25 protein-coding genes and 1 pseudogene are annotated in these 26425 nt (G+C 62.0%); 5 read left to right on the forward strand and 21 right to left on the reverse strand.

Annotation, left to right across the window (positions count from 1 at the left end; translation table 11 throughout):
- Nucleotides 1–29: 29 nt before the first annotated feature.
- The 11 genes from AADW23_RS00880 to AADW23_RS00930 form a co-directional block, all read right to left on the reverse strand.
- The gene (locus tag AADW23_RS00880) at nt 30–3074 is read right to left on the reverse strand and encodes an efflux RND transporter permease subunit (RefSeq protein WP_341862647.1); all 3045 of its coding nucleotides are present in this window, start codon (nt 3072–3074) and stop codon (nt 30–32) included.
- An 8-nt stretch (nt 3075–3082) separates the two neighbouring features.
- Nucleotides 3083–4120: an efflux RND transporter periplasmic adaptor subunit gene (locus AADW23_RS00885; protein WP_341862648.1), complete on the reverse strand. Its 1038-nt coding sequence runs from the start codon at nt 4118–4120 to the stop codon at nt 3083–3085.
- Between the two features lie 250 nt (nt 4121–4370).
- On the reverse strand, nt 4371–4736 hold the full coding sequence (gene mnhG / locus AADW23_RS00890; protein WP_341862649.1) for a monovalent cation/H(+) antiporter subunit G: 366 nt from the start codon (nt 4734–4736) through the stop codon (nt 4371–4373).
- Nucleotides 4733–5017 (reverse strand): K+/H+ antiporter subunit F, encoded by a 285-nt coding sequence (locus AADW23_RS00895; protein WP_341862650.1) that lies wholly within the window; start codon nt 5015–5017, stop codon nt 4733–4735. The genes mnhG and AADW23_RS00895 overlap by 4 nt, the downstream gene beginning before the upstream one ends.
- Nucleotides 5017–5517 carry a Na+/H+ antiporter subunit E gene (locus AADW23_RS00900; protein WP_341862651.1) on the reverse strand — a complete coding sequence of 167 codons (501 nt, stop codon included), beginning with the start codon at nt 5515–5517 and terminating at the stop codon, nt 5017–5019. The genes AADW23_RS00895 and AADW23_RS00900 overlap by 1 nt, the downstream gene beginning before the upstream one ends.
- A gap of 1 nt (nt 5518) precedes the next feature.
- On the reverse strand, nt 5519–7066 hold the full coding sequence (locus AADW23_RS00905) for a monovalent cation/H+ antiporter subunit D (protein WP_341862652.1): 1548 nt from the start codon (nt 7064–7066) through the stop codon (nt 5519–5521).
- Complete coding sequence (locus AADW23_RS00910; RefSeq protein ID WP_341862653.1) at nt 7063–7419, reverse strand: Na+/H+ antiporter subunit C; 357 nt, start codon at nt 7417–7419, stop codon at nt 7063–7065. Before AADW23_RS00910 ends, AADW23_RS00905 begins: the two co-directional genes overlap by 4 nt.
- A 1-nt stretch (nt 7420) precedes the next feature.
- Nucleotides 7421–10324, reverse strand: coding sequence for a monovalent cation/H+ antiporter subunit A (locus tag AADW23_RS00915; RefSeq protein ID WP_341862654.1), 2904 nt, complete (start codon nt 10322–10324; stop codon nt 7421–7423).
- Nucleotides 10325–10461: 137 nt separating this feature from the next.
- Nucleotides 10462–10779, reverse strand: a complete 318-nt coding sequence (locus AADW23_RS00920) for an SMR family transporter (RefSeq protein WP_341862655.1) — start codon at nt 10777–10779, stop codon at nt 10462–10464.
- Between the two features lie 117 nt (nt 10780–10896).
- Complete coding sequence (locus tag AADW23_RS00925) at nt 10897–11865, reverse strand: hypothetical protein (RefSeq protein ID WP_341862656.1); 969 nt, start codon at nt 11863–11865, stop codon at nt 10897–10899.
- Nucleotides 11862–12848: a D-glycerate dehydrogenase gene (locus AADW23_RS00930; protein ID WP_341862657.1), complete on the reverse strand. Its 987-nt coding sequence runs from the start codon at nt 12846–12848 to the stop codon at nt 11862–11864. Before AADW23_RS00930 ends, AADW23_RS00925 begins: the two co-directional genes overlap by 4 nt.
- A gap of 133 nt (nt 12849–12981) precedes the next feature.
- Here AADW23_RS00930 and AADW23_RS00935 point away from each other — a divergent pair, with 133 nt between their 5' ends.
- On the forward strand, nt 12982–13515 hold the full coding sequence (locus tag AADW23_RS00935) for an SH3 domain-containing protein (RefSeq protein ID WP_341862658.1): 534 nt from the start codon (nt 12982–12984) through the stop codon (nt 13513–13515).
- A gap of 6 nt (nt 13516–13521) precedes the next feature.
- Here AADW23_RS00935 and AADW23_RS00940 read toward each other — a convergent pair whose 3' ends face one another.
- From AADW23_RS00940 to AADW23_RS00975, 8 genes are all read right to left on the reverse strand, one after another.
- Complete coding sequence (locus tag AADW23_RS00940; RefSeq protein ID WP_341862659.1) at nt 13522–13695, reverse strand: hypothetical protein; 174 nt, start codon at nt 13693–13695, stop codon at nt 13522–13524.
- A 111-nt stretch (nt 13696–13806) separates the two neighbouring features.
- Nucleotides 13807–15825 (reverse strand): M3 family metallopeptidase, encoded by a 2019-nt coding sequence (locus AADW23_RS00945; RefSeq protein WP_341862660.1) that lies wholly within the window; start codon nt 15823–15825, stop codon nt 13807–13809.
- Between the two features lie 50 nt (nt 15826–15875).
- Nucleotides 15876–16673: an amino acid ABC transporter permease gene (locus AADW23_RS00950; protein WP_341864365.1), complete on the reverse strand. Its 798-nt coding sequence runs from the start codon at nt 16671–16673 to the stop codon at nt 15876–15878.
- A 42-nt stretch (nt 16674–16715) separates the two neighbouring features.
- Nucleotides 16716–17504, reverse strand: coding sequence for a transporter substrate-binding domain-containing protein (locus tag AADW23_RS00955; RefSeq protein ID WP_341862661.1), 789 nt, complete (start codon nt 17502–17504; stop codon nt 16716–16718).
- 65 nt (nt 17505–17569) lie between these two features.
- A complete protein-coding gene (gene moeB, locus AADW23_RS00960; protein ID WP_341862662.1) occupies nt 17570–18622 on the reverse strand; it encodes a molybdopterin-synthase adenylyltransferase MoeB in 1053 nt (350 codons plus the stop codon).
- On the reverse strand, nt 18622–19104 hold the full coding sequence (gene dut / locus AADW23_RS00965; RefSeq protein WP_341862663.1) for a dUTP diphosphatase: 483 nt from the start codon (nt 19102–19104) through the stop codon (nt 18622–18624). The genes moeB and dut overlap by 1 nt, the downstream gene beginning before the upstream one ends.
- 19 nt (nt 19105–19123) lie before the next feature.
- Complete coding sequence (gene coaBC, locus AADW23_RS00970; protein WP_341862664.1) at nt 19124–20326, reverse strand: bifunctional phosphopantothenoylcysteine decarboxylase/phosphopantothenate--cysteine ligase CoaBC; 1203 nt, start codon at nt 20324–20326, stop codon at nt 19124–19126.
- A gap of 130 nt (nt 20327–20456) precedes the next feature.
- On the reverse strand, nt 20457–21338 hold the full coding sequence (locus AADW23_RS00975; RefSeq protein ID WP_341862665.1) for an RNA polymerase factor sigma-32: 882 nt from the start codon (nt 21336–21338) through the stop codon (nt 20457–20459).
- Between the two features lie 102 nt (nt 21339–21440).
- Between AADW23_RS00975 and cobU the strand changes: the two genes are divergently transcribed.
- The 4 genes from cobU to AADW23_RS00995 all read left to right on the forward strand — a co-directional run bounded on the left by cobU (nt 21441) and on the right by AADW23_RS00995 (nt 24943).
- A complete protein-coding gene (gene cobU, locus AADW23_RS00980) occupies nt 21441–21992 on the forward strand; it encodes a bifunctional adenosylcobinamide kinase/adenosylcobinamide-phosphate guanylyltransferase (RefSeq protein ID WP_341862666.1) in 552 nt (183 codons plus the stop codon).
- Entirely contained in the window at nt 21986–22570 is a 585-nt protein-coding gene (locus tag AADW23_RS00985; RefSeq protein WP_341862667.1) for a histidine phosphatase family protein, read from the forward strand. Before cobU ends, AADW23_RS00985 begins: the two co-directional genes overlap by 7 nt.
- Before the next feature lie 49 nt (nt 22571–22619).
- Nucleotides 22620–23327 (forward strand): glutathione S-transferase, encoded by a 708-nt coding sequence (locus AADW23_RS00990; protein WP_341862668.1) that lies wholly within the window; start codon nt 22620–22622, stop codon nt 23325–23327.
- Nucleotides 23328–23401: 74 nt separating this feature from the next.
- Nucleotides 23402–24943, forward strand: a complete 1542-nt coding sequence (locus AADW23_RS00995; RefSeq protein WP_341862669.1) for a YifB family Mg chelatase-like AAA ATPase — start codon at nt 23402–23404, stop codon at nt 24941–24943.
- A 124-nt stretch (nt 24944–25067) separates the two neighbouring features.
- Here AADW23_RS00995 and gshB read toward each other — a convergent pair whose 3' ends face one another.
- Nucleotides 25068–26012: a glutathione synthase gene (gene gshB, locus AADW23_RS01000; protein ID WP_341862670.1), complete on the reverse strand. Its 945-nt coding sequence runs from the start codon at nt 26010–26012 to the stop codon at nt 25068–25070.
- Nucleotides 26013–26079: 67 nt separating this feature from the next.
- Nucleotides 26080–26385: pseudogene (locus AADW23_RS01005) on the reverse strand (YraN family protein); the annotation flags it as partial.
- Nucleotides 26386–26425 lie beyond the last annotated feature (40 nt).

The raw sequence follows: 26425 nt of genomic DNA on the forward strand, positions 1-26425 counted from the left end.
AGCGCCAGAGGGGGCAACGGGGGGCATCCCTACCCTGCCAAACGCGCCCGTTGATCCGCGCGCTTGAAGAACAGAAAGTAGAACACTGGCGCCGCGATCAATGTCAGCACCGAGGCAAACGCCAACCCGCCCATGATCGTCACTGCCATCGACTGGAAGAACGCGTCCGAGATCAGCGGCAGCATCCCAAGGATCGTTGTGGCCGCCGCCAGGAACACCGGCCGCAAACGCGATGTAGAGGCTTCGACAATTGCGTCTTTCAAAGGCATGTCCGGCGTCGCTTCTCGGGTCAGGTCGATCTCTTCCACCAGGACGATGCCGTTCTTGATCAGCATCCCTGACAGGGACAGAAGCCCCAGAAGCGCGGTGAAGGTGAAGGGCAAACCCGCCCCCAATAACCCAAGGCTGACCCCGTTCACGGCCATCGGCACCATTAGCCAAATGATGATCGGCTGGCGCAAGGCGTTGAACAACAGGACCGAGATCAGGACCATCACGATCAGGCTGACCGGCAATTGCCCTGCAAGGGAAGCCTGCGCATTGGTGGAGCTTTCAAGCTCTCCGCCCCATTCCATCGCGTAGCCTTCGGGCAGGGTCATCTCTTCAATGATCTCCCGCACCTCGATCTGCACTTCGCTGGCCGTCATGTCGCGCGGGATATCGGCCCCCACCGTAATGACATTGGCCCGGTCCCGGCGGTGCACCAGCGTGTCTTGCGGCTCGAACGTGAACCCGTTGATGACCTGATGCATCGGCACGAAGCCGTTGCCGCTGTCGGAATACAGCAGGTAGTCGGTCAGGGCGATGCTGCCATCTTGTGGCCCGCGCAAAACGATGGGGATCTGGCGGTCCCCTTCGCGGAACGTACCGGCAGCGAGACCCTCGCTGGCGAACTGCATCATCTCGGTAATTTGAGACCGCGAGATACCCGCATCTTGGGCACGGTCTTCGGCATAGACCGGGCGCAGCACCAATTCACGCTCTCGCCAATCGTGGCGCGGCGAGATGATGTTGTCCGAGACACTGGCCATCCTTGCCATTGCCTCATCCGCCAGATCGCGCAGAACGTCTGGGTCACGGCCAAGGAAGCGCACTTCGATCGGCGCGCCGCCACCCGGCCCGAAGGCTAGCCGCATGACGCGGAATTCCCCTTGGGGCACCGCATTGGCGGCAAAGGCCTCCAGCTCGTTCATTTCTTCTTCGATCACGTCCAGTGACGTGACCCGCACGATCAGGTGGCCATAGCTGGGGTTCGGGTCTTCGCTGTCGTAGGTCAGCATGAAGCGTGACGCGCCCATCCCGGAGAAGGACGTCACCGCCTCCACTTCTTCACGCTCGCTCAACCAATCTTCCAACACCGCCATGTCCTCGGTCGTTTGTTGGATCGAGGCCCCTTGCGGCAATTGGTAGTGCACGAAGTAGAGCGGCGTGTTGCTGTCTGGAAAGAACTGCTGCCGGATTTGCCCGAACATCGCGTAGCACGCGACCGTGGTGACAATCAGCGCAGCGACCACGATCCAGCGGAATTGCAGGCAGACCCGCAGCACCGAGGCATAGCCCCGGAACAACGCGCCATCGTAGCTGCCCGCCCCTTCGCCGGTGGTGCCTTTCTTGAAGAAGTAATGCCCCAAAAGAGGCGTGGCGGTAAGGGCCAGCACCCAAGACAGCAGCAACGAAATTGCGATAACCGCGAAGAGGGAGAACAGGAACTCTCCCGTGGCGTCAGGGCTTAACCCGATTCCGGCGAAGGCCATGATCCCGATCACCGTGGCGCCCAACAGCGGGATTTGCGTCTTGTTGGCCGCCTCTGTCGCAGCATCGCGGGACGATTTGCCCCGCGCCATGGCGATCTGCATCCCCTCCGCCACCACAATGGCGTTATCGACCAGCATCCCCATGGCGATAATCAGCGCGCCCAGGGAAATCCGCTCCATCTCGATGGAGGACAACATCATGAAAAACAGCGTGCCCACCACGGTCAGCAGAAGGGTGCTGCCCACGACCACGGCGGCCCGCCATCCCATGAACACCGCCAGAACCACCACAACGATGGTCACCGACATCAACAGGTTCACCAGGAAGGCATTGGATGCTTCTTCCACAACGATGTGCTGCTGGTAGACGGGCTCGACCGAGACGCCCAGGGGAATGACGCTTTCCAACTCGGCCAGACGCGCATCGACGCGGTGGCCCACTTCGACGATGTTCTCGGTCGATATCCCGGCAACGCCCAGGGTGAAGGCCTCGGTCCCGTTGTGGCGCACGATCAGGTTGGGCGCGGCTTCTCGGGCGCGGAACACCTCGGCCACGTCGGTCAGGTTGATGATCTCTCCGCCGACACCCACCGAGAGCGTCGCGATCGCGGACACGGTATCGGACCCTTGGGGCCGCTGAATAAGCGTGCGCCCCTCGGTCGATTGCAGGGTGCCGCCGTCCACCATCTCGTCGGCCCCCGCAATGGCGGCCAGCATGGCCGCGGGGGGAATGCCAAGAGTCGTGGTCAGGGCCAGATCCGGCTCCACATAGATGACCTCGTTGGGCAGACCCGACAGCGCCACATCGGCTACCCCGTCCACCGCGAGCAATTCGCGGCGCAAGAAAGCGGCGATGCCGTTGATCTCGGCGTCGGTGTAGCCGTCCGCCGTCACCGCGAAATAGAGGCCAAACACGTCGCCGAAATTATCGTTCACAAAGGGATCGGACGCGCCGCTTGGCAGGGCGGCATCGGCCACACGGTTGCGCAGGTCTGACCAGATGGTGGGCAACTCGGTGCCGTCATATTGGTCGCGCATGTTGACCACGATCCACGACAGGCCGGGCTGGTTCATGGTGACGATGTCGTCCACCTCGCCCATGCTCTGGATCTCGGACTCGATCGCCTCCGAGACCTCCAGCGCCACTTCCTCCGCCGAGGCACCGGGATATTGCGTGACCACAATCGCGGTCTTGATGGTAAAGGCAGGGTCTTCCAGCCGCCCCAGGTTGGCGAAGCCCCAGATGCCGCCGATCAGGCAAATCAGCATGACGATCCATGTGTAGATGGGCCGATCAATCGAGAAACGTGCGATATCCATGATCCGACCTATTCCTCAAAGCCAACGAAGCGCCGGACTTGCGTGCCATCGGCTAGCTGTCCTCCGGCAATTGTCACGATCTCCTGGCCGGGCTCCAGCCCGTCGATCACCTGCACGCGACCGTTGTCGGTGGGGATGATCTCCACCGGCGTTCTCGCGACCGTTCCCGCCGATGCCCCCGTGGGGTTGAAAACCACCACGCTGGTGCTGCCGTCGTTTTCCACCACAACCGCCGATGCGGGGATCACAATGCGCCCACCGCTGGTGCCCAGAACCGCTTCAACCGTTGCCGATGATCCGGGCCAGATGGTCAGGCCCTCCAGCGGTTCTCGGCCCAAGGTGATGGTGTAGGTCTGCCCGATGGGGGCGGTCTCGGCGTTGACCTCGCGGATATCGAAATCATAGCTTTCCTCGCCCGAGGGGAACTGGACCGCGAACGACGCGTCCGGGTCTTGGCCCGCCCGTTGAAACAGCGTTTCCGGCACGTCGATTTCCACCCGCAGGTCAGACATATCGTGCATCCGCAAAACCGCTGTGCCGCTTCCCACAGTCGAGAAGTTCGGCACCAAGCGGGCCGCCACCAAGGCGTCAAACGGCGAATGCAGGGTAGCTTGTGACAGGGCACGTTCGGCGTTGCGCACCGCCAGTTCTGCCAGGTTCAGCTCTGTCTCTGCGTCTTGTACGGCAGTTTCGCTCACGGCGCTGCCCAAGAGCGCGCGCAACCTTGTGACCGTGCGCAGGGCTTGTTCGTGCTGCACCTGCGCTTCTTCCAAGGCCAGCTCGAACGGCACCTGATCCAGCGTTGCCACGACGTCATCGGCGGGCACGAAGGCGCCTTCCTCTACCGGGAAATCAACGATCTGCCCCCCGGCCTGGAACGCCAGATCCACCGTTTCCCGCGCCACAACCCGCCCGAAGAACACGCGCCGCACTTCGGCGTCGCTGGCGGTGACGGTTTCCAACCGGACGAAGGGCGCGTCGGCCACGGCGGGCAAGGATGACAACATGAGACAAAGCACCGTTGCGGCGCTGAACTTGATGAACATGAGTGTCTCCTTGGGGCTGAGCATGCACCGGCACCGCGGTCGGTGTTCTGACAATTTATCGTGGTGAGGTCGGCGCGTCACCGCTCAATATCAAGAGGGTGGCCACCATAAACCCCCCATCTCCGCACAGAAAAGTGCGCCCCTTGTGCAAAGCGTTGTTTGCAAGCCGCATTCCGGCCCTTGCAACGCGAAAGACTTGCCCTTGGGGCAGCCCGATCTTCAGGCACAAACCCTGGTTCTGTCCGCAAGCCTAAGCGTCGGTTTTCGGGACATCCAGGGTGGACCATGTGTCATCGGTCGGTGGAGCGGGCGGCGTATCGCACGACCGACTATGGATGCTCACCTTGGCGATGAAATTCGCCGAAATCGGCGCGGTCACGAAAAGGAACGCCATGATCAACAGCTCGTGGGACGATGCGTCGCCCAAAGCGAACGAATGCAGGATCGAGGCCAGCAGCAACATCCCGATCCCCACTGTGCCCACTTTCGTCGGTGCATGCAGGCGGGTCATGGGATCATTGAATTTCAGCAGGCCAATGACACCCACCAGAATGAAGAACGACCCGATAAACAGGGACACGGCGGCGGCGTAGGTGGCGATAATCTGAACGCTCATTCGATGATGTCCCCCCGCAACAGAAACCGTGCCAAAGCCACGGTGGATACAAAGCCGAGCATGGCGATTAGCAAAGCCACCTCGAAGTAGATTTGCACGCCTTGGTGAACGCCCAGAATGACAACCAACCCCAGCGCGTTGATGACCATCGTATCAAGGGCTAAAATCCGGTCCCCCTGCGTGGGCCCTATGATGAGCCGCACCATCGACAGCACTTGCCCCAGAACCAGCGTCACGAAGGTCACGCCCAAGGCGATGTTCAAAAGTCCTTCTGCACTCATCACGAGAAAATCTCCTTCAGGCGGCGCTCGTAGCGGTTCTTGATATCGTCTCTCACGGCGTCGGGATCGTCGGTATGCAACACATGGACCAGCAGGCTATGCCCCTCATCCGAGATATCTGACGACACCGTGCCGGGTGTCAGTGTGATCGTTCCCGCCAGAAGCGTAATCGCCTCGGGCAGGCGCAGGTCGAGCGGCACCACGATCCATGCGGGCTTGAGCTTGGCGTTTGAAACGCTCAGCACGATCCAGGCGACCTGGACGTTGGCCACCAAAATGTCCCACAACACGATCACCGCGTAAGAGGTCATTTTGCCCAAGCGGAAGCCCTGGGGCGTGTCCGGCCACCAGATCGACGTGGCCCAAGGGATCAGGATGCCAAGGATCAGGCCAAAGACGGCCATGCCCGCCGACACCTCGTTCTGCAAGATGATCCAGACGACCGCCAACAGCAGGGTCAGGAATGGGTGCGGCACCAACCAGTAGAATGCGCGGGCCATATCAGTGCTCCTCTTCCGACGACGGGGTGCTCAACCGGCCCGGCGTGTCCAACACGGTCGAGATATAGGGGCCGGGGGCGAACAATTGCGCGGCCATGCGGGTGGTGTAGCTGTGCACTTGGCCGGCAAAGACGGTGTGGGCCAACAGCAGCGCGATCAGCCCGCCCACCGCCACGTAAGACAGGGTTTCAGGGCGGGGCAGAACCTCGGCCTCGTCCGGCGCGGTGACGCTGTGGGCCTTCCAGAACAGGATGCTACCGGCGCGAGAGAACCCGACAATGCTGATCAGGCTGGACCCCAGAACAATCGCCCAAATCCATACCATCAAATCGGTGTCAAAGGCGGCGTCCAACACCAGCAACTTGCCCAGAAAGCCCGACAGGGGCGGCAGGCCCGCCATGGCAATCGCGCCCACAAAGAAAAGGCCCGCCGTCAGCGACGTTCCGGTCATGGCCGGTTGCGCCGTCAGGTCCACGTTGCCGCGCCCGCTGCGCACAAGGTCCGAGATCAGGAACAAGGCCGCCCCCGCCAAGGTCGAATGCACGATGTAATACAGCGCCGAGGCGATGCCTTCCGGCGTGAACAGCGCGATGGAGATCATCACCATTCCCATCGACCCGATGACCGAGAACGCCACCAACCGGTCCAACCGCTTGGCCGCCAAGACACCCACCATCCCAAGGGCCAACGACACCAGTGCTGCGGGCAGCAGCCAGACGTCATGCAACCCGCTTGTGACCTCGAGCTCTGGGGGAAAAATCATCGTGTAGACGCGGATGATCGCATAGGCGCCCACCTTCGTCATGATCGCAAACAACGCCGCCACCGGGGCCGGCGCCTCGGCGTAGCTGGAGGGCAGCCAGAAATGCAGCGGCACCAGCGCCGCCTTGATCGCGAAGACCAGCAAAAGCAGCACAGCCGCCACGCGGATGCCCACGGTTTCCTCGGGCCCGATCAGCGTCACACGGTTGGCCAGATCGGCCATGTTGAGCGTCCCCGTCTCAGCGTAGATGGAGCCCAAAGCGAACAGAAACAGGGTCGAGCCGATCAGGTTGAACAGCACATATTGCACCCCCGCCCGCAGTCTTTCGTTGCCGCCCGCGTGGATCATCAACCCGTAAGAGGCGATCAGCAAAACCTCGAAGAACACGAACAGGTTGAACAAATCCCCGGTCAGGAACGCGCCCATAATGCCCATAAGCTGGAACTGGAACAGCGCGTGGAAGTGCCAGCCGCGCTTATCCCACCCCGAGCCGATGGCGTAGAGCAGCACGAATAGCGCCAGAATGGCGGTGAGGAGCACCATCATCGTCGACAGGCTGTCGCCCACCAACACAATGCCAAAAGGCGCGGCCCAATCGCCAAGCTGATACAGCAAGATGCTGCCGTCCGAGGCCTGTATCGACAGGCCCAAGGCCACCGCGATCAGGGTCAGCACTCCGGCTACGGACAGAACGCGCTGAATGCCAATGTGATAGCGGGCCGCAAGCACGATGAACGGCGCAAGGATCGCCGGCAGAACGACGGGGGCGATAATCCAGTGGGTCATACTTCGGTTTCCGCCGGTTTGGTGCCCGTCACGGGCTGGTCATCTACATGGTCATCGTCCGAGCCGAGAAAGCCGCCCAAGGCGATCATCACCACCACGGCAGTCATCCCGAAGGAAATCACGATGGCCGTCAGGACGAGGGCTTGGGGCAGCGGGTCCGTATAGGTCTCGACCCCGTAGCGCAGGATCGGGGGCGCGCCGGTTGTCAGACGGCCCGAGGCGAAGATGAACACGTTCACCGCATAGGTCAGCAAGGAAATACCCATGATGACCGGGAAGGTGCGCAGGCGGAGCACAAGGTACAGGCCGCCCGCAGTCAGAATGCCAATGGCTGAAGCTACTAGAAACTCCATCCTACACGTCCCCCTTCGCAGGTATCTGGCCAACAGGCGTTGGCGATGGCGGGGCCGGTTCCACTGGGGCCTTTCTGGAAGGGTCGATGTCCATAGGATGCTCACTATCTGGCACATGGGTTCGCCGTGCGAGGCGCGAGAAGCTTTCAAGCGACAGCATTACCGCGCCGACCACGGCCAGGAAAACGCCTAGATCGAACAGGGCGGCGGTGGCGACCTCGAACTCGTCAAACGGAGGGATGCGGATATAGGTGAAATTCGAAGTCAGGAACGGCTTGCCGAAGAACCACGCCCCGATCCCGGTCAGCCCGGCAATCAACACGCCCGCCCCGATGACCCCGTGATAGGGGTACTTCAAGCGGGCCGAGGTCCAGGCAAAACCGCTGGCCATGTATTGCATCACCACGCCGATCGACACGATCAGACCGGCAATGAAGCCGCCGCCCGGCTCGTTGTGGCCGCGTAGGAAGATGTAGAAACCAACCATCATCACCACCGGCATGATGACCCGTGTCAGGACCACCATCATCATCGGATGGGCATCGCCCGAGATGGTGTGGCTTGGCAGACGGTTCAGCAACCGCGCCCTCACCGGGCCGCTCAACAGCGTTTCCGTCAGCGCGTAGATCAGCAGCGCCGCAATGCCCAATACGATAATCTCTCCGTAGGTATCAAAGCCCCGGAAATCGACCAGGATCACGTTCACCACATTGGTGCCGCCGCCGCCCTCGTAGGAATTGGTCAGATGGAATTCCGAAATCGGCGTCGTGACCGCATCGCGCAGCAGATAGTGATAGGCCAGCGCAAAGGTGGCCAAGCCCCCCGCAATCGCCACGCCCGCATCGCGCACCCGGCGCAGCACGGTGCTTTCTATCGGCGTCCGGTTGGGCAGGAAATTGAGCGCCAGAAGCAGCAGGATGATTGTCACGACCTCAACGGTGAATTGCGTCATCGCAAGGTCAGGCGCGCTGAAGAACACGAACCCGATAGAGACCATCAAGCCCACGATCCCAATCAGGATCAGCGACAGCAGGCGATTGCGGTGCAACAACACCAGCGCCACGGTCGCGGTCACCAGCATCAGCCACCCGGCAATAGGCACCGGACCCGCGCTTTGCATCTCGCGGGTGGCCTCTGCGATTGTCCCGGTGGTCCATGCGTGGAAGCCCGCCGCCAGGATCGCCACGGTGCCGATGGCCGCATAGCGGGTGAACGCGCCGTTATGGAGCGGCAGGATCAACAGGCGGGCGGCAGCGGCGGAGGACTCGACGATGGCCTCGAAGATGGTTTTGGCTTCGGGCCGGGGCGCAGCATCCCACAGGCGCAAGGCGGGGCGGAACAGCGCCAACATCAACAGGCCCCCGGTTACGGCGACGATAGACATGTAAAGCGCCGGGGTCAGGCCGTGCCAGATTTGCAGATGCGCGCTCGGCATCTCGGCGGCAGAACCGATGAGCGCCCCGGTGACGAGCTTCACGAAGGGCTCTACCAGGAACGGCGCGACGCCAATGGCCACGACCAGAACCACAAGGGTCGCCGGCGGCAACCACATGCCCGCGGGCGGATCATGGGGGTGGGCGGGATAATCATCGCGCACCGGGCCAAAGAACACATGGCCGATCAGGCGGAAGCAATAAGCGGCCGAGAAAAGCGAGCCCACGGTTGCCAACGCAGGCACAAGCCAAGGCGTGCCATAAAGCGTCGTGTGGCTGGCTTCCTCCAGCATCATCTCTTTCGACAAAAACCCGTTGAGCAGTGGGATACCCGCCATCGACAAAGCGGCCAGCGTGGCGATCACAAAGGTCACCGGCATCAGCTTGCGCAGCCCGCCCAAACGGCGAATGTCGCGGGTGTTTGTCTCGTGGTCGATGATCCCCGCCGACATGAACAGCGCCGCCTTGAAGGTGGCGTGGTTCAGGATGTGGAACACGGCCGCCATGGCCCCAAAGGCCGTTCCGGTGCCCAATAACAAGGTGATCAGGCCCAGGTGGCTGACCGTGGAGAACGCCAGTAGCGCTTTCAGGTCGTGCTTGAACAGCGCGATCACCGCGCCAAGGACCATGGTGACGATCCCCGCCGTGGTCACGATCGCAAACCATTCCGGCGTGCCCGCCAGAACCGGCCACATGCGGGCCATCAGGAAGATGCCCGCTTTGACCATCGTGGCCGAGTGCAGATAGGCAGACACCGGCGTCGGCGCAGCCATCGCGTGGGGCAACCAGAAGTGGAACGGGAACTGCGCCGATTTGGTGAAACAGCCCAGAAGGATCAGAATCAGCGCCGGCAGATACAGGGGGTCGGCCTGAATGAGTTCTCGGTTTTGCAGGATCACGCTCAGATCGTAGCTGCCCACGATCTGGCCCAGAATGAGCATACCGCCGATCATCGACAGCCCGCCGGCGCCCGTCACCGTCAGGGCCATTCTGGCCCCTTGGCGCCCCTCGGGCAGGTGCTTCCAGAAACCGATAAGCAGGAAGGACGACATTGACGTCAGTTCCCAGAACACCAGCAGAAGCAGGATGTTATCGCTTAAGACAATGCCCACCATCGCGCCTTGGAACAGCAGCAGATAGGTGAAAAACTCTCCCATATTATCCTTACGGCTCAGGTAGTTGCGGGCGTAGATGATAATCAGAAGGCCAATGCCAAGGATCAGCAGCGCGAAAAAGAACCCCAGCGCGTCCAGCATCAACGTGAAGTTCAGCCCCAGCACCGGCATCCAATCAATCCGCGCGGTCACGACCTCTCCGGCAATGATCGCGGGCAGGTTGGTCAGAAGGCCGACAAACGCCGCCAAGGACACGGTAAAAGTGACACCCGCACAGGCAGACCGCCCCGCTGAATTCATGAGCCCCGGCAACAAGGCACCGAGGAATGGCAAGGCAACGATGATGAATAGGGACACGAAACTTCCTGTTTTGGCTGGCAACACAAAATGCGCGAAACTGCCCTAAAATGGCAAGGGCACATTGGGTCCAAAACGGGCGATTTGGTGCAGAGTTCGCGCCTTCTTGATCCCCGCACCCCTTGTGTTGGCCCTCGCTAGTGCGCCTCGGCCCCCAACAACACCATTCCGCTGATCATCAGAAACACGCCCAACACGCCGTAAATGCTCATGGATTGCTGGAAGATCACGACGCTCACGATCACAGACCCCACCGACCCGATGCCCGTCCAGATCGGATAGGCGATGCCCAAGGGCAAGCGGGCGGTCGCTGCATAAAGTGCCACCATACTGGCGACCAAGGCCACGGCCGTGACCAGAACACCGCCCCAGGAGAAACTATCGCCAAGCCGCTTCAGGCCCGTCGCCCAGACGATTTCCAATGCACCAGCTGTAAGTAGATATACCCACGCCATTTCAACCTCCTGTCACTCAGGTCGTCCTGACTTCACACGCCCCCTCGATGCCGGGTCGTCCCGGCGGGCCTACAACGGAACCGCTACGCCCGGATTTTCAGGGAGTCAATCTGCGCGTCAGCCCACGCTTTTGCGTAGCAGCGCCATGACGGACCACATCAGCAGGACCGGCAATACAAGTGTGCGCAGTACGAAGATGCCGATGATCGTCAGCGTCGCGTTGAACAGGGCGTCGGCCTGTTGCGTGAAGACCCCCGCCGCCGCTGCGTAGCTTTGAACCGAGGTTGTCGCATCACTTACCGCGCCAAGAAAGCCCGAGAAAAAACCGCCATCCTCGGCCTCTGACAGGAGCTCGGCGTCGCCCGCGCCGATCAACACCTGCGCCTCTCCGGTGACGTGTTCCAACTGCGCCATCGCGGAATTCCACTGGGGGGCTGTCGCCCTCTCTCCCAGCCAAACGCCGCCCGCGAACACCAGTGGCAGGACAAGGCCCAGGGCCGCCCCAAGGCGCACCGCCCTCAGGCTGGCGGCGGCCATGCTGGCGCCGCTTGCCATGGCGGCACAGCCCAGGCCGATCAGGCCAATACCCAGCACAACCAAGCCAATCGCGGCCACAGGCTCCAGTCCCACGGCGACCAAGGCCGCCCCGGCCGCCACGCTGAACACCACGTCGGCGACCCGTTCAACGGTGTCATCCACCGGCTCCAACACCTTGAGCGGCTGCAAAGACGCCTGCGCCCCGATGGAGGCGCCAATCTCGATCTCTTGCGCTGCCGATAGCGCCGCGTTGATCGCCCTCAAGGACACGTAAACGCTGGCCGTGACCACGGCGATATCTTGTGCGGCGGCTCTGGCAGGCGGTAGGGCGGGGTTCACTCCGCCGCCCCGCGACAGGTCCAGAAGACCCACGCAAAGGCATACCAACCCCACCGCGACAAACGCCACCAGCCGTAGACCGGGCTTCAGTCCAGAGCGCTTCGGCTTGGCCCCATGGCGTAATTCGGGCCTCACTTCTGGCCTTGCCTCGGGCATTTCTGGCGCACGTAGCGGCGGCTCGGGACGGATAAAGTCGCCCGGATCGCTCATAGCATGCTCGGGACGACCAAATCAGGTGGGCGGTGCCCGTCGGCGAACGTCTTGATATTGACAAGGACCTTCTCCCCCATCTCGGCCCGCCCCTCTCGGGTGGCACTGCCCATATGGGGCAGCAGCACCACGTTGGGCAGCTCTCGCAACCTCGGGTTCACCTCTCGGCCCTTTTCAAACACGTCCAAGCCCGCGCCCGAGATCTCGCCCGCGCGCAGCATCCGTGTCAGGGCGTTTTCGTCGATCACCTCCCCGCGAGAGGTATTCACGATCACCGCGTCGGGCTTCATCAGCTTCAACCGTCGCGCGTTCATCAGGTGAAAGGTGCTTGGCGTATGCGGGCAGTTGACGCTGACCACATCCATGCGTGCAATCATCTGGTCGAGGCTTTCCCAATAGGTGGCCTCCAACGCGGTCTCTACATCTTCATGCAAGCGCCGGCGGTTGTGGTAATGCACCTGCATCCCGAAAGCCGCCGCGCGTTTGGCGACGGCCTGGCCAATCCGGCCCATGCCCAGAATGCCCAGGCGTTTCCCGCCCACACGTCCGCCCATGAACGCGGTCGGGGCCCATCCGGCCCAATTGCCTTCCTGCATCACGGCCATGCCTTCAGGCACCCGGCGCAACACGCCAAGGATCAGGGCCATGGCCATATCGGCGGTGTCATCGGTCATCACGCCCGGCGTGTTGGAAACCAGAATCCCCCTCTGCCGCGCGGTCGACACATCAACATGGTCAATCCCCGCCCCGTAGTTGGCGATCAGCTTCAGCCGATCTCCCGCTTGCCCCAACATGCCCCCCCCAATCCGATCTGAGATGCACGGCACCAGAACATCGGCGCGGCGCATGGCCTCTACCAGCTCGTCTCGGGTCATGGGGCGGTCGTCTTCGCGCAGTTCTACGTCGAACAATTCGCTCATCCGCGTCTCGACCGCTTCGGGTAACCGTCGCGTAACGACAACACTTAGACGCGTAGATGGCATGGGGCGGCTCCGTCTTATGGATTTTGATCTTTCATCGTGACACTCTCTTATCGTTACCCGAGGCGCAAGATCGCGGGAACGATTGAGGACAACACCGGGGCCATTTTGCGCCCCTTCGGATCGAGGCAGCCCCATGCGGATCATTCTGATCGGCCTATTTTCTATATTTGCCGTGTTTATGGCCCCCAGCACGCCCGCGTTGGCGCAATCCGGCGATGATGCAGAAGCGGCCGAGCGTCGCGTGGGCCCCGTGACAGGCTACCCCCTGCCCCGCTACGTCACCATGCGCGCGACCGAGGGCAATGCCCGGCGCGGCCCTTCGCGCAGTCACCGAATCGATTGGGTGTTCACCCGTCGCCACATGCCGATGATGATCGTGGCCGAACATGGCCATTGGCGCCGTGTGGTGGACCGTGACGGCGCGGGCGGCTGGATGCACTACACGCTATTATCCGGCGAACGCGCCGCGATTGTGGAAACCGACATGCTGCCGCTTTATGCGCGCCCGGACCCCACCTCGACCATCCGGGCCCATGCCGAAGTGGGCGTGACCGGGCATCTGGACGAATGCGTCCCCGGTTGGTGCATGATGGAGGTCGGCGGCTACCAGGGTTGGGTCGATGCCAATGCCATTTGGGGCGTTGAGCCCGGCGAGGTTTTCGACTGATCGCCCCTAGGGCTTCAAACCATGTTCCTCGGCCCGCTCCAGACAATGCCGCATCAAGGCGATCCTCTCTGCGTCCGAGGCCGCTTGCACGCCATTTGGCACGATATGGGTCAGGGTCGGATCATTCACTTGGGAACAGCCCAGGAAAACATCCCGAAACGCGCGGTTGCTCCCGAGCATGGCGAATTCGGGGCCGCAAGCAGTGCCGCGCTGAACAGGCTCAGGGCAAATTGATATACCATTGATCTACCCTAAAGCCGTCGGGCGGAGCTTGCCCCTACCGTCTTCCGCTTAGCCCACCTTGTCCAATCCGCGCCCTTTCAGCAGCGCCTCCACCCCCGGCATCCGGCCCCGGAAAGCGGTGTAGAGCGTATCGGCCTCTTGGCTGCCGCCAGCAGAAAGAATGTTCTTTTCCAACGACTTGGCCAAAACAGGGTCAAACGGCCCGCCCGCTTCCTCAAAGGCCGCGAAGGCATCTGCGTCCATCACCTCGGACCACATGTAGCTGTAATAGCCGCTGGAATAGCCATCGCCCGCAAAAACATGGGCAAATTGCGGCGTGCGGTGGCGCATCTCGATCGCGTGGGGCATGCCGAGGTTCTTAAGGGTTTTTTCCTGCGATTCCATTGGGTTGGCAGGAGCATCGCCATCGTGGAAATCCAGATCCACAAGGGCAGAGGCGACATATTCCACGGTTGAGAAACCCATGTCATAGGTCTGCGCCGACAAGAGCCGCTCCAACAGCGCCTTGGGCATCGGCTTCCCCGTGTCCACGTGAACAGCAAATTTCTCAAGTACTTCAGGCACTTCCAGCCAATGCTCATACAGCTGGCTTGGCAATTCCACGAAGTCCCGGGCGACAGAGGTGCCGCTGATCGAGCCATAAGTGACATCACTCAGCATCTGATGCAGCGCATGGCCGAATTCGTGAAACAACGTCCGCGCATCGTCATAAGACAGCAAGCTCGGGTCACCCTTGGCGAAGTTGCACACGTTCACAACGATGGGCCGCGTGTCCCCGCCAAGCTTCTTCTGGCTGCGCATGGCCGAGCACCACGCGCCGGAACGCTTGGACCCTCGGGCGAAGTAATCTCCAATGAAAACAGCGACATGCCTGCCATCTCGCGTCACTTCCCACGCCCGCGCGTCGGGGTGGTAGAGGGGAATATCCAACGGCGCGAAGGACAGGCCGAACAGGCGATTGGCACAATCAAACGCCGCCGTGATCATCGCATCAAGCGAGAGGTAGGGCTTCAACTCCGCCTCATCCAAATCATGCTCGGCCTTGCGACGTTTCTCGGAGTAGTAGCGCCAATCCCACGGCTCTAACGGGCCGTTCACGCCGTCATCGGCCATCATCGCGGCCAGTTTTTCCGCGTCTGCCTCGGCCTGCGCCTTGGCGGGTTGCCACACGGCCATCAGCAGATCACGCACGTTGTCGGCAGTCCCGGCCATCTCGGTTTCCAGCTTGAAGGCCGCAAAATCCTTGTAACCCAACAGCTTGGCGCGTTCTTCGCGCAAGGCCAATGTCTCGGCCGCGATGCCAAGGTTGTCGGTGTCCCCCCCATTCGCGCCCCGGGCACCCCACGCGCGGTAGGCCTTTTCGCGCAGATCACGGCGCGGCGAAAACTGGAGGAAGGGCACGATCAACGAGCGCGAGAGCGTCACAACGGGGCCACCTGCGCCTTTCTCCTCGCCCGCCGCACGGGCCGCGTCGATGACGAAATCGGGCAATCCTTCAAGGTCAGCCTCTTGCAGTTCCATGAACCAGGACCGTTCGTCGGCCAGAAGGTTCTGCATGAACTCGGTGCCCAACACCGCGAGGCGGGATTTTACCTCGGTCAACCGGTCGCCTTCGGCCCCTTTCAACGCTGCACCTGCGCGCACAAAGGATCGATGCGTCAGCATCAAAACGCGCGACTGCTCCTCGCTTAAAGAAAGCTCCTCGCGGCGCGACCACAGGGCGTCGATCCGGGCAAACAGTTGTTCGTTATTGGTAATTTCCGATGAGTAGGCGGCAAACTTGGGTGCGTATTCGCGCTGCAACGCCTCTCGTGCCGGGGTCGCATCGGCGCCTGCGAGGTTGAAAAAGACGCCCGCCACGCGGTCCAGCAAAGCATCCGCCAATTCCAGCGCGTCGATCGTATTGGCGAAAGTCGGCGCCTCAACCTGCTCGGCGATCGCCTGCACCCTTGCGCGGCCCTCATCCAAGGCTGCCTCCAACGCCGGGCCAAAATCGTCGTCCGTAATCCGCGCGAACGGCGGCAGTTCAAACGGTGTGTCCCAAGTTTCCAGCAGCGCATTACTCATCGAATTCTCCTTTCCCTACACATAGGCGAGATATCGACGGGCAACACCCCCTAGCGGCGATGTCCTCGCCGCATCCGCTTTTCCAAACGTCGCAGTAAAAGCGATAGGGTCACGGTGATTGTCAGATAGATCAGCGCGACCACGTTGTAGGTCTCGAAATAGCGGAAGTTCGACGCGGCAATGACCTTGCCCAATTGCGTCACGTCCAACACCCCAAGCACCGACACAAGCGAGCTATCCTTCACCATCGCCACGAAATCATTACCCAAAGGCGGCAAGATCGTGCGGATCGCCTGCGGAAAAATGATATGGCGAAAGCGGTTCCAACGGCTCAGGCCCAAGGCATTCGCAGCCTCGATCTGACCGGGGTCGACCGATTGCAGTCCGGCACGAAACACCTCGGCGATGAAGGCAGAATAGCCGATGGCCAACGCGATAACGGCCCGCCACAGCAGCGGAAAATCCCGTGTGCGGATCGTGTCCATGCCGGTGTTTTCCGCCAGCCAATTATAGCCCGCCACGATCCCCGGCGCGAAAACGAAAGCCACGTAAAGCAACAGCACGATGATCGGCACGCCGCGCACGATTTCGATATACAGCCGCGCGATCTGGCGCAGGATCAGGTGGCGCGACAAGCTCATCAACGCCAGCCCCAAGCCCGCAGCGCTTGCCATGGCAAAGCCCACAAGCGTCACGATCACCGTGATCAGGATGCCCCGTTGCAAGGTGCTGAACACCTGCCAATAGATATCACTGCTTAGGAGCTGCCACAGCGCATAGAGGCCAAAGGCCGCCAGCGCGACCAGCCACCACGGGAAGTCATCATCTTGGGGGGAGGGGGACATCATCATATGCGGCGCGCCAGTGGGTCCCGGCGCGCCAAAAAGGTGTTATTGGCCAAGGGCGTAGTCAACGAACCAGCGGTGGTCCAACTCGGCCAGGGTGCCGTCCTCTCGCATGCTGGCGATGCCCGCGTCGATGGCGGCGGTCAGCTCACTATCGTTGGGGAAGATGAAGCCGAACTCCTCGGTGCCCAGGGGCTCTCCGATCATTTGAAGTTGGTCGGGGTTGGCACTGACGTACCCCTGCCCGCCCGCGCTATCGGCCAGCACCATATCCACGTCGCCCGTCAGCAACGCCTGAATCGCGCCCGGAATGGTTTCCAGCAGCACAAGGCGGGGGTTCGCCTCGTCGCCGTCCAGCACGTCATAGACACCCACATAGAACGGCGTCGTGCCCGCCTGTGTGCCGATCAACAGCTCTTCATTGGCAGCAAAGCTTTCCGCGTCAGTGAAGCGCGTTTCATCGGCAGCCACCAGCATACGCATCTGGCTAACCATGTAAGGCACTGAGAAATCAACGAGTTCGTCACGATCTTCGCGGATCGTGATGCCCGTCATCCCCATGTCGTACTGCCCGCCGGACACCGCTGGGATCATCGCGTCCCAGCTGATGTTCTCGATCACCGGGGTGAAGTTCAGACGCTCTGCCAAGATTTCCAGCGCATCATATTCCCAGCCGATCGCAAGACCCGAGACCGGATCGACAAACTGCAACGGCGGGTAGGCGTTCTCTGTGACCACAACGACCTCTTGGCCGCCAAGATCGGGCAAATGCCCATCGGCGGCGGCGGTCAGTGGCATCATTGCGGCCAAAGCGGCGGCGATAAAACGAGTCATAGCAAGCTCCCTGATGTTTGAAGGTAAGTATGGCGTCCTTGTGGCTGTCGTCCAGCCCCGCCGCGCTAAACGGCGCCGCAGACCGCGCAATCGGGGCGGCGTTTCACGGCAATCACCCGTGCTTCCGCGTACAGCGCATCGTAGATCAGCATCCGCCCGCGCAGGCCCTCGCCCGCGCCGGTAATCTCTTTCACGACCTCCAGCGCCATCATCGACCCGATAATTCCCGGCAGCGCCCCCACGACGCCCGCCTCGGCGCAGGTGGCGCTGAGGCCCGGCGCAGGGGCATTGGGGAAAATACAAGCCATGCAAGGCGCGTCGTTCTTGGGGTCGTATAACGTCACCTGCCCCTCCCAAGCCGAGATCGCGCCCGCGATCAACGGCTTACCCGCCGCAACGGCGGCCCGGTTGATCATATCGCGCACCGCGAAACTATCGGTGCCATCGACGATCAGATCGTACTCAGCAAACAGCTCAGTCGCGATGTCGTCGGTCAGGACGCGCTTGTAAGGACGCACATCCACATGGGGGTTCAGCGCCTTCATGGCGATCTCGGCAGAGAACACCTTCGCCATGTCGCTGCGGGCATCGGTGTGGATCACCTGCCGTTGCAGGTTCGACAGGCCAACCACATCATCGTCAATCACCCCGATCCGCCCCACGCCTGCCGCCGCCAAGTACAACAACACCGGAGAGCCCAAGCCCCCGGCCCCCACCACCAACACGCGCGCCCGTTTCAGAGCCAGCTGACCGCCGCCTCCAATGTCCGGCAAGGTGATGTGGCGGGCATAACGCTCTAACTCGACGCCCAGAAACGGCCCCTCCGGCATGGCCTCCGCATCGCCCCTTGCGATATCCGCCTGTGCCGCTCGGTCGCGTATCTTACGCAATAGTGCCCGATAGCCGAGCACCAGCGCCAATCCTGCCCCCAACAGCAACCACAGCGCCGCCGATCCCCCCGTCACCTCCCGCAACGGATGCCCGTCCGGAAACATGACCTGCACCGCAATCACCGCCAGATACAAAACGCCCAACAGGCGCAAACGCACCGCAACCGGCACCTTCATCACATAGCCGATGCCCCACAGGACACCGGCAAGCAGCAAGACAAATCCCATCAGCCCGTCCCGGTGGAGCCGAACCCGCCGCCCCCGCGCGGCGTATCATCCAACACATCCACCGCCTCGAACGCGGCCTGCACCACCGGCGCCACTACCGCCTGAGCAATCCGTGCGCCGTGCTCAACCACAAAAGGCTCCGTGCCGAGGTTCACCAAGATCACCCCCAAAGGCCCGCGATAATCAGCATCAATCGTGCCGGGCGCATTGGCCAAAGTTATTCCATGCTTCAAGGCCAGGCCCGATCTGGGGCGGATCTGCATCTCAAACCCCTCCGCAATCGCCACTCTCAACCCCGTCGGCACCAAGGCTCTCTCGCCCGGGCCCAATACCAACGCCCCTCGATCCTCAAAACTCGCCGGCAAGTCCGCGCCTGCAGCCCCCGCCGTCGCATATTCCGGCAAGGCCACACTCGGGTCCGCCCAAGCCTCTCGCACCACCCGCACGATCACGCGCGTGCCTTCCCCTTCACCTTGGCCCATACAACTCAATCCCCACCCCTCAACGGGCGCCAACAGCATCGGCAATGCGCTGCGCCAGCAACCGCGCCACATCCCGCTTCGCCATCCGAGGCCACACGTCTGCCCCCTCCGCATCAATCAGCACGATCGCATTCTCGTCGCCGCCCATGATCCCCGTCTCAACCGAGACGTCATTGGCCACAATCCAATCACATTGCTTTCTCAACCGCTTTGCCGTGGCATTCTCCACCACATCATCGGTCTCCGCCGCAAAGCCAACGACCAATCCGGGGCGGCCCTCATCCATCTGTGACACGGTCGCCAGAATGTCCGGGTTCTCCGCAAACTCCAACGCCGGAGCCTTCCCCGACCCATCCTTCTTCATCTTGGAACCACTGGCATTCTCCACCCGCCAATCCGCCACAGCAGCGGCGAAGACGGCCGCGTCGGCCGGATGAGCCGCCTGCACCGCTGCCAACATCTCTCGTGCCGTCTCGATCCTTACCACGTCCACACCGGGCGGCGGCGCGACGTCGGCAGGCCCGGTCACAAACGTCACCGTCGCCCCCAAGTCCCTCAGCGCCTCCGCCATCGCCGTACCCTGCGCGCCCGAGGATCGGTTGGCGATATAGCGCACCGGGTCAATCGGCTCGTGGGTCGGCCCCGAGGTCACAATCACATGGCGGCCCTTCAACGGCCCGTCCCTCAGGGCAGCGTCAATCGCGTCGATGATCTCAGGCACTTCGGCCATGCGACCCGGTCCGAATTCGCCGCAGGCCATTGCGCCCTTGTCGGGCCCCGCCACCAAGATGCCGTCGCCGTGCAACACCGTCAGATTTCGCTGCGTCGCCGGGTGTTCCCACATGCGCACATTCATCGACGGGGCGATCAGAACGCGCTTGTCGGTGGCCATCAACAGGGTCGAAGCCAAATCATTGGCCAACCCCGAAGCCATCTTCGCCATCAAATCCGCTGTCGCCGGTGCAACCACCACGAGATCAGCCGCACGGGACAACTCAATGTGCCCCATCTCGGCCTCGTCGGTCAGATCAAACAGATCCCGGTAAACTTTCTGAGCGGCCAGGGCCGACACCGACAAGGGCGTCACAAATTCCTCTGCAGCACGGGTCAGAACCGGCACGACCTCTGCCCCTTGGTCACGCAACCGCCGGATCAGATCCAAGGACTTGAACGCCGCGATCCCGCCGCCGATGATCAATAAAACACGCTTGCCTGTCAGCATTTCAGACCGCTCCCCAATTACTGCGGGCAACGGTAGGCGCGTCGCGCCTTCCCTTCAATGCGAAACGCGGTTTCTCGGCAGTCGGACGCGGCACCAAGTTGATTTCCCAAGGGCTATCACGCCCAGTGACCTAGGCCCCCAGAAAGGCCCGCACCTCAGTCGATTGCGCATCCAGGGTCTTGCGCATCTTGGCGAAAGCTGCGGCCTCCAACTGGCGCACGCGTTCTTTCGACAGGCCCAATTCTCCGCCAAGGCTTTCCAGCGTACGGGGGGCATCGCGCAGCTTCCGCTCGCGCACGATGAACCTTTCACGCTCATTCAACGCGTTCATCGACGCGATCAGCCATTCGCGCAACTGCGCCGTGTCGTGGGAATGCTCGACGATATGCTCGGCCTGCTCCGCATCATCCTCCAGCGCGTCAATCCACTCTCGTCCCTCATCCTCGGCCGATTGCGTGGCGTTCAAAGAGAAGTCAGACCCTGACAGCCGCCCGTCCATCATTTCCACGTCATGAAGCGGCACGCCCACATCCTGCGCGATCATCTCGAGCAATTGGTGCTTGTCCAGCGGCTCACCGGTTTTCAGCGCCTCTCTCTCCAACCGCGCCTGGACCCGGCGCATGTTGAAAAACAAGCTTTTCTGTGAAGAGGTCGAGCCGGTGCGTACCATCGACCAGTTTCGCATGACGTGGTCTTGCACACTCGCCTTGATCCACCACACGGCATAGGTCGAAAAACGCACGCCGCGATCGGGGTCAAACTTTTCGGCAGCTTTCATCAGGCCAAGGCCCGCTTCCTGGATCAGGTCATTCATCGGCGCGCCGTAGCGTTTGAACTTGGCCGCCATGGAGATCGCAAGCCGCATGTAGGCGGTGATCAACCGGTGCAGACTTTCCTCGCAGCGGTCATCGCGCCAAGCATAGGCCAGCTTCAGTTCCGTTTCTGCGTCCAGCATCTCTGCCTTCATCGCGCGACGGGAGATGTTGAACTCTCCACTCCGATCCACAGCCATTTTGACCCCCCGGTTTTTCCTGCACATCAGACGCGCATGTACGGCGCCTTTAATTGTGTTACGCAGGGGCTCGTCGGTTGGATCACTCTTAAGGACAGAAAATTGCGCCTGCCTCCTATCAGCCTCGTCCTTGGGGGCGCCTCCAGCGGAAAATCCGCTTTTGCCGAACGCATGGTCCGTCAAAGCGGTCTGGCCAAAGTCTACGTCGCCACCGCCGAGGCGCGCGACGGCGAAATGAAGACGAAGATCACCAAACATCGGGGACAGCGGGCGGGTCAGGGATGGCGCACGGTTGAAGCCCCCCACGAAACCGCCACCGCTTTGACGCAGATAGAGGCAGGCGAAATCGCGCTGCTGGACTGCGTCACGTTTTGGCTGACAAACCTGATGATCGACGATGGCGATTGGGATGAAGAGCTGGAGATCTTGCTCGACGTCTTGGTGCAAATGCGCGCTCCCGTTGTGCTGGTCAGCAACGATGTTTCCGGCGGCGTTGTCCCCGAGAACGCGCTGGCCCGCGCGTTTCAGCGGGCTCAGGGTGTGGTGAACCAACGCCTCGCCGCGCAAGCGGATCTGGTGGTCTATGTCACGGCGGGTCTGCCCACGGTCCTGAAAGGGGAGCCGCAATTGGATGACGTGGATGAGCCTTGGTAACCCCGCGCCGCCTTTTCCTGATCCGTCACGGGCCGACCCATCAGACGGTCTTCACCGGCTGGCGTGATGTGCCCGCTGACCTGTCCGACACCGCCGCCGTGGCCCGGATGCGCGATCATCTACCGCCCGATGCGCCAATCGTCTCGTCTGATCTGAAACGCTGTGTGGCAACAGCCGACGCCATCGCGGGCGGGCGGGTGCGGCTGCCCCATGACCGCGACCTGCGGGAATTTGACTTCGGCGCTTGGGATGGTTTGGGGTTTGAAGAGGTTGGCAAACGCGACCCGTTCCTGAGCCGGGCCTTCTGGGATGACCCGGGCGACATCACGCCGCCGGGTGGCGAAAGCTGGAACGACGTGGCGACCCGTGTCAGCGGCGCTGTCACCCGACACATGGCGAATCGGCCCGGCGATCTTGTGGTGGTGGCGCATTTCGGCGCGATCCTGTGCCAGATTGGTCTTCTGACCGGACAGACGCCGAAACAAACTATCGCCCAGAAGATTGATCCCCTGTCGGTATCCGAGTTGCATTTTCACGGGTCGCACTGGTCTCTGACCTCGGTAAACCACTGTCCCTGAAGGTGGGCCCTGATCGTGGCCCCGTCACTGCGTTTCGATTGACGCGCCCGTGCCTGAACGGCTTATTGCCCCCATGACCTATGAACTTCTTGTCGGACAACAGTCCTATTCCAGTTGGTCCCTTCGCGGCTGGCTGTCCTTCGCGCCCTTCGGCATTCCCGTCACGCTCCATAAGGTCGAGATTTACGGCGACACCTTCTTTGAGGACGTCGTAGCCTTCGGCGGCAACCGGACCGTGCCCGCCGCCCGCACGCCTGAGGGCGGGATGCTGGCCGATAGCATGGCGATTACATGGCATGTGGCCGAGACCTTTGCCGATCGGGGCGTATTACCTGCCGATCCCGTTGACCGGGCCGAGGCGATGTCGATCATCTCCGAGATGCACGGCGGTTTCGCGGCCCTTCGCGGCGCATGCCAGGTAAACCTCCGCAACGCTTGGGCTGGTTTTGAGCCCTCTCCCGAGGTTTTGGCCGATGTCGCCCGGTTTGAAGAGATCTTGGCGCGGGCCGTTTCCCGGCCCGGTGGGCCGTTCCTTTTTGGCGCGTTCACCTTGGCCGATGCTTTCTACGCCCCCTTGGCGACGCGCCTTTTGACGTATGGTCTGCCCATGTCTGATCGGGCAGCGGCCTATGCGAAAGCCGTCGTCACCCACCCTTCCTTTGTTGAGTGGCGTGATGCGGGCATGAAAGAGACCAAAGAAATCGCGCGCTACGACAAGGCGCCGCTGGAACGGATTCCTTTCCCGACGTATTCTTGATGCGGGCGGTGCTCTTAATGCAAACACGGGTGCGTTAACCATTCGCTAACCATCTTCGGGCCAGACTTGGCGGCATGTTTGAAGCCGCCAGCCCCGAGGCCCTTGCCCTGACCCATACCGTGGCCTTTGAAGGGCTGGAGGCCCGCCGGGTCGAGGTGCAATGCGCCGTAACCTCGGGTCTGCCGGGCTTTGCTATTGTGGGCTTGCCCGACAAGGCCGTGTCCGAGGCCCGCGAACGGGTGCGCACGGCGTTGCAGGCCATGGCCATCGCCCTGCCGTCGCGGCGGATCACCGTGAACCTATCCCCCGCCGATATACCGAAAGAGGGCTCCCACTTCGATTTGCCCATCGCCTTGGCGCTTTTGGCAGCCTTGGGCATCTTGCCGAAAGAGCGGGTGGAAGAGGCGTTGTCCCTTGGTGAACTCTCCCTCAACGGACGCTTGGTGCCAGTGTTGGGCGCGCTGCCCGCCGCCCTTGCCGCGGGAGAGGATAACCGCACATTACTGTGCCCCACTGGCTGCGGCGCGGAAGCCGCCTGGGTGGGTGCGACGCCGGTTTTCGCGGCTGCGTCCTTGGGCGATTTGATCGCTCATCTCACCGACCGCGCCCCCTTGGAGCCCGCGGCACCGGGTGAGGTTGCCGCCGATCCGGGTGAGAAATGCCTGTCCGAAGTGCGCGGGCAGGAACGCGCGAAACGGGCGATGGAAATCGCCGCGGCGGGGCGGCATCACCTGCTGATGGTCGGCTCTCCGGGGTCTGGTAAATCCATGTTGGCGGCCAGGCTACCGGGGATTTTGCCGCCGCTCTCCGCGGCCGAGGCGTTAGAGACCTCGATGATCCATTCCCTGTCCGGGTTGCTGGACGAGGGCGGCATATCGCGCACCCGGCCTTACCGGGCGCCGCATCACACGGCCTCCATGCCCGCAATCGTGGGCGGCGGGCGCGGCGCGAAACCGGGGGAAATCAGCCTTGCCCACAACGGCGTGCTGTTCCTTGATGAGTTCCCCGAATACCCCCGCGCGGTTCTGGAAACCCTGCGCCAACCGATTGAAACCGGTGATGTCATGGTGGCGCGGGCCAATGCCCATGTGACCTACCCCTGCCGTTTCCTGCTGATCGCGGCGGCAAACCCTTGCCGCTGCGGGAACCTCTATGATGCTGATGCCGCGTGTAGCCGTGCGCCGATCTGCGGGCAGGACTATATGGGAAAGATCTCGGGTCCTCTCATGGACCGGTTTGATTTGCGACTGGAGGTGCCCCCGGTTGCTTTCTCGGACCTCGATCTTCCCGCCTCCGGCGACACCAGCGCCACCATCGCCGCGCGTGTCGCGCTGGCGCGCGACGTGCAGGCGGCTCGCTTTTCCGCCCTGGGGGCGTCAGCGCGGGTGAACGCCGATGCCGAGGGGGCATTGCTGGACGAAATCGCCACGCCCGATGCGGAGGGCAAGGCGATGCTGTTGCAAGCGGCTGAGAAGTTCAAACTCACCGCGCGCGGTTACCATCGCGTTTTACGCTTGGCGCGGACCATCGCCGATCTTGACGGGGCTACGACGGTTGGCCTTCCCCATATCGCCGAAGCCATCGGCTATCGGCTTGTCGCGGTGCGCGAAGTTTAGGAAGAAAGCACCGGAGGTGCATCGCCTGGAAACGCACCGGAGGTGCGATGACTAGGGCGCCGAAGGCGCGGCGGAGCCCCTCACGCCGAAGGCGCCATGCAAAACCCCGTGCCGAAGGCGCGTCTCACGCCATCGCGGCAACACGCCCCTCGATCGCTTCCCAGATCTTCGCGGCAATGTTCACACCGTCGAACCGCTCCAACTCCTGAATACCCGTCGGCGAGGTCACGTTGATTTCGGTCAACCAACCGCCAATCACGTCGATACCGACAAACACCTGCCCCATCTCTTTCAGGCGGGGACCGATGATGGCGCAAATCTCTTTCTCTCGCTCTGTCAGGGCCGTGGCCTCCGGCTTGCCGCCCACATGCATGTTAGAGCGCACCTCCCCCTTGGCGGGCACGCGGTTGATGCCACCGACCGGCTCCCCGTCCACCAAGATCACCCGCTTATCGCCTGCCGACACGTCGGGCAGGAACTTTTGCATGATCAACGGCTCTCGATTGATGCCGGTAAACAGCTCATGCAGAGAATTCAGGTTACGGTCCTCAGGCGTCAGGCGGAACACACCCGCGCCGCCGTTGCCATAAAGCGGCTTCAGGATCACGTCGCCGTGGTCTTCCTTGAACGCCTTCAACATGTCGATGTTGCGGGCGATCATCGTGGGCGGGGTCAGATCGGGATAGTCGAGCACCAACAGTTTCTCTGGTGAATTACGCACCCAGAATGGATCATTCACCACCAATGTCTTACCGCGCAGGCGATCCAGCAAATGCGTCGTGGTAATGTACCCCATGTCGAACGGCGGGTCCTGGCGCAGCCAGATCACATCTACCTCTGCCAAATCCACAATCTCGGCGGTTTGGGCCGTGACATGGGCGTCCTTCTCGCGCTGAACAGTGATGCGGCGGACGCGGGCGCAGACCTTGTCTTCGCGGTAGAAGAGATCGTCAGGGGTGTAGACCATCAGCTCGTGGCCACGGGCCTGTGCCTCTTCCGCCAATCGGAACGTCGAATCCGCGTCAATATCAACGTCTTCAATCGGATCCATCTGAAACGCGATCAACATATCTGCCCCTCCGGTATTGGCTCTGGCCCTTTATGTGACGCGCCAAGGGCGCAGGTGCAATGGGGGATCAAGCAGAGAGCGCGTTCACGATCACGTCGAAACGGCCCTGCCCATCAATCAGGGCCACGTCAAACCGCATCGGTGTTGCCAGTCCCTTGGGGAAGGTACCAAGGCAGTGTTCCGCGCTACGCAGGAGGCGCCCGATCTGGCGTCTTGTCAGGGATTCAGCCGCGCGGGCATGGGTGCTGGAGCATTTCACCTCGACGAAAACAACTTCTCCGTCTTTTTCAAGGATCAGGTCAATTTCACCGGCGGGGCCGCGCCAGCGGCGGGCGACAAGCCGGTGGCCATGATCAAGGTAGACACGCAACGCACTGTCTTCTGCGGCTTTGCCCTTGAGATAGGACGCCTGC

It is taken from the genome of Gymnodinialimonas sp. 57CJ19, from assembly GCF_038396845.1.
In the GTDB taxonomy this organism is placed as follows: Bacteria; Pseudomonadota; Alphaproteobacteria; order Rhodobacterales; family Rhodobacteraceae; genus Gymnodinialimonas.

What these genes read in the sequence shown, in the direction of transcription:
- AADW23_RS00880 (WP_341862647.1), bottom strand. Translation starts at nt 3,074, where the DNA reads ATGGATATCGCACGTTTCTCGATTGATCGGCCCATCTACACATGGATC.
- AADW23_RS00885 (WP_341862648.1), bottom strand. Translation starts at nt 4,120, where the DNA reads ATGTTCATCAAGTTCAGCGCCGCAACGGTGCTTTGTCTCATGTTGTCA.
- mnhG (WP_341862649.1), bottom strand. Translation starts at nt 4,736, where the DNA reads ATGAGCGTTCAGATTATCGCCACCTACGCCGCCGCCGTGTCCCTGTTT.
- AADW23_RS00895 (WP_341862650.1), bottom strand. Translation starts at nt 5,017, where the DNA reads ATGAGTGCAGAAGGACTTTTGAACATCGCCTTGGGCGTGACCTTCGTG.
- AADW23_RS00900 (WP_341862651.1), bottom strand. Translation starts at nt 5,517, where the DNA reads ATGGCCCGCGCATTCTACTGGTTGGTGCCGCACCCATTCCTGACCCTG.
- AADW23_RS00905 (WP_341862652.1), bottom strand. Translation starts at nt 7,066, where the DNA reads ATGACCCACTGGATTATCGCCCCCGTCGTTCTGCCGGCGATCCTTGCG.
- AADW23_RS00910 (WP_341862653.1), bottom strand. Translation starts at nt 7,419, where the DNA reads ATGGAGTTTCTAGTAGCTTCAGCCATTGGCATTCTGACTGCGGGCGGC.
- AADW23_RS00920 (WP_341862655.1), bottom strand. Translation starts at nt 10,779, where the DNA reads ATGGCGTGGGTATATCTACTTACAGCTGGTGCATTGGAAATCGTCTGG.
- AADW23_RS00925 (WP_341862656.1), bottom strand. Translation starts at nt 11,865, where the DNA reads ATGAGCGATCCGGGCGACTTTATCCGTCCCGAGCCGCCGCTACGTGCG.
- AADW23_RS00930 (WP_341862657.1), bottom strand. Translation starts at nt 12,848, where the DNA reads ATGCCATCTACGCGTCTAAGTGTTGTCGTTACGCGACGGTTACCCGAA.
- AADW23_RS00935 (WP_341862658.1), top strand. Translation starts at nt 12,982, where the DNA reads ATGCGGATCATTCTGATCGGCCTATTTTCTATATTTGCCGTGTTTATG.
- AADW23_RS00940 (WP_341862659.1), bottom strand. Translation starts at nt 13,695, where the DNA reads ATGCTCGGGAGCAACCGCGCGTTTCGGGATGTTTTCCTGGGCTGTTCC.
- AADW23_RS00945 (WP_341862660.1), bottom strand. Translation starts at nt 15,825, where the DNA reads ATGAGTAATGCGCTGCTGGAAACTTGGGACACACCGTTTGAACTGCCG.
- AADW23_RS00950 (WP_341864365.1), bottom strand. Translation starts at nt 16,673, where the DNA reads ATGATGTCCCCCTCCCCCCAAGATGATGACTTCCCGTGGTGGCTGGTC.
- AADW23_RS00955 (WP_341862661.1), bottom strand. Translation starts at nt 17,504, where the DNA reads ATGACTCGTTTTATCGCCGCCGCTTTGGCCGCAATGATGCCACTGACC.
- moeB (WP_341862662.1), bottom strand. Translation starts at nt 18,622, where the DNA reads ATGGGATTTGTCTTGCTGCTTGCCGGTGTCCTGTGGGGCATCGGCTAT.
- dut (WP_341862663.1), bottom strand. Translation starts at nt 19,104, where the DNA reads ATGGGCCAAGGTGAAGGGGAAGGCACGCGCGTGATCGTGCGGGTGGTG.
- coaBC (WP_341862664.1), bottom strand. Translation starts at nt 20,326, where the DNA reads ATGCTGACAGGCAAGCGTGTTTTATTGATCATCGGCGGCGGGATCGCG.
- AADW23_RS00975 (WP_341862665.1), bottom strand. Translation starts at nt 21,338, where the DNA reads ATGGCTGTGGATCGGAGTGGAGAGTTCAACATCTCCCGTCGCGCGATG.
- AADW23_RS00995 (WP_341862669.1), top strand. Translation starts at nt 23,402, where the DNA reads ATGTTTGAAGCCGCCAGCCCCGAGGCCCTTGCCCTGACCCATACCGTG.
- gshB (WP_341862670.1), bottom strand. Translation starts at nt 26,012, where the DNA reads ATGTTGATCGCGTTTCAGATGGATCCGATTGAAGACGTTGATATTGAC.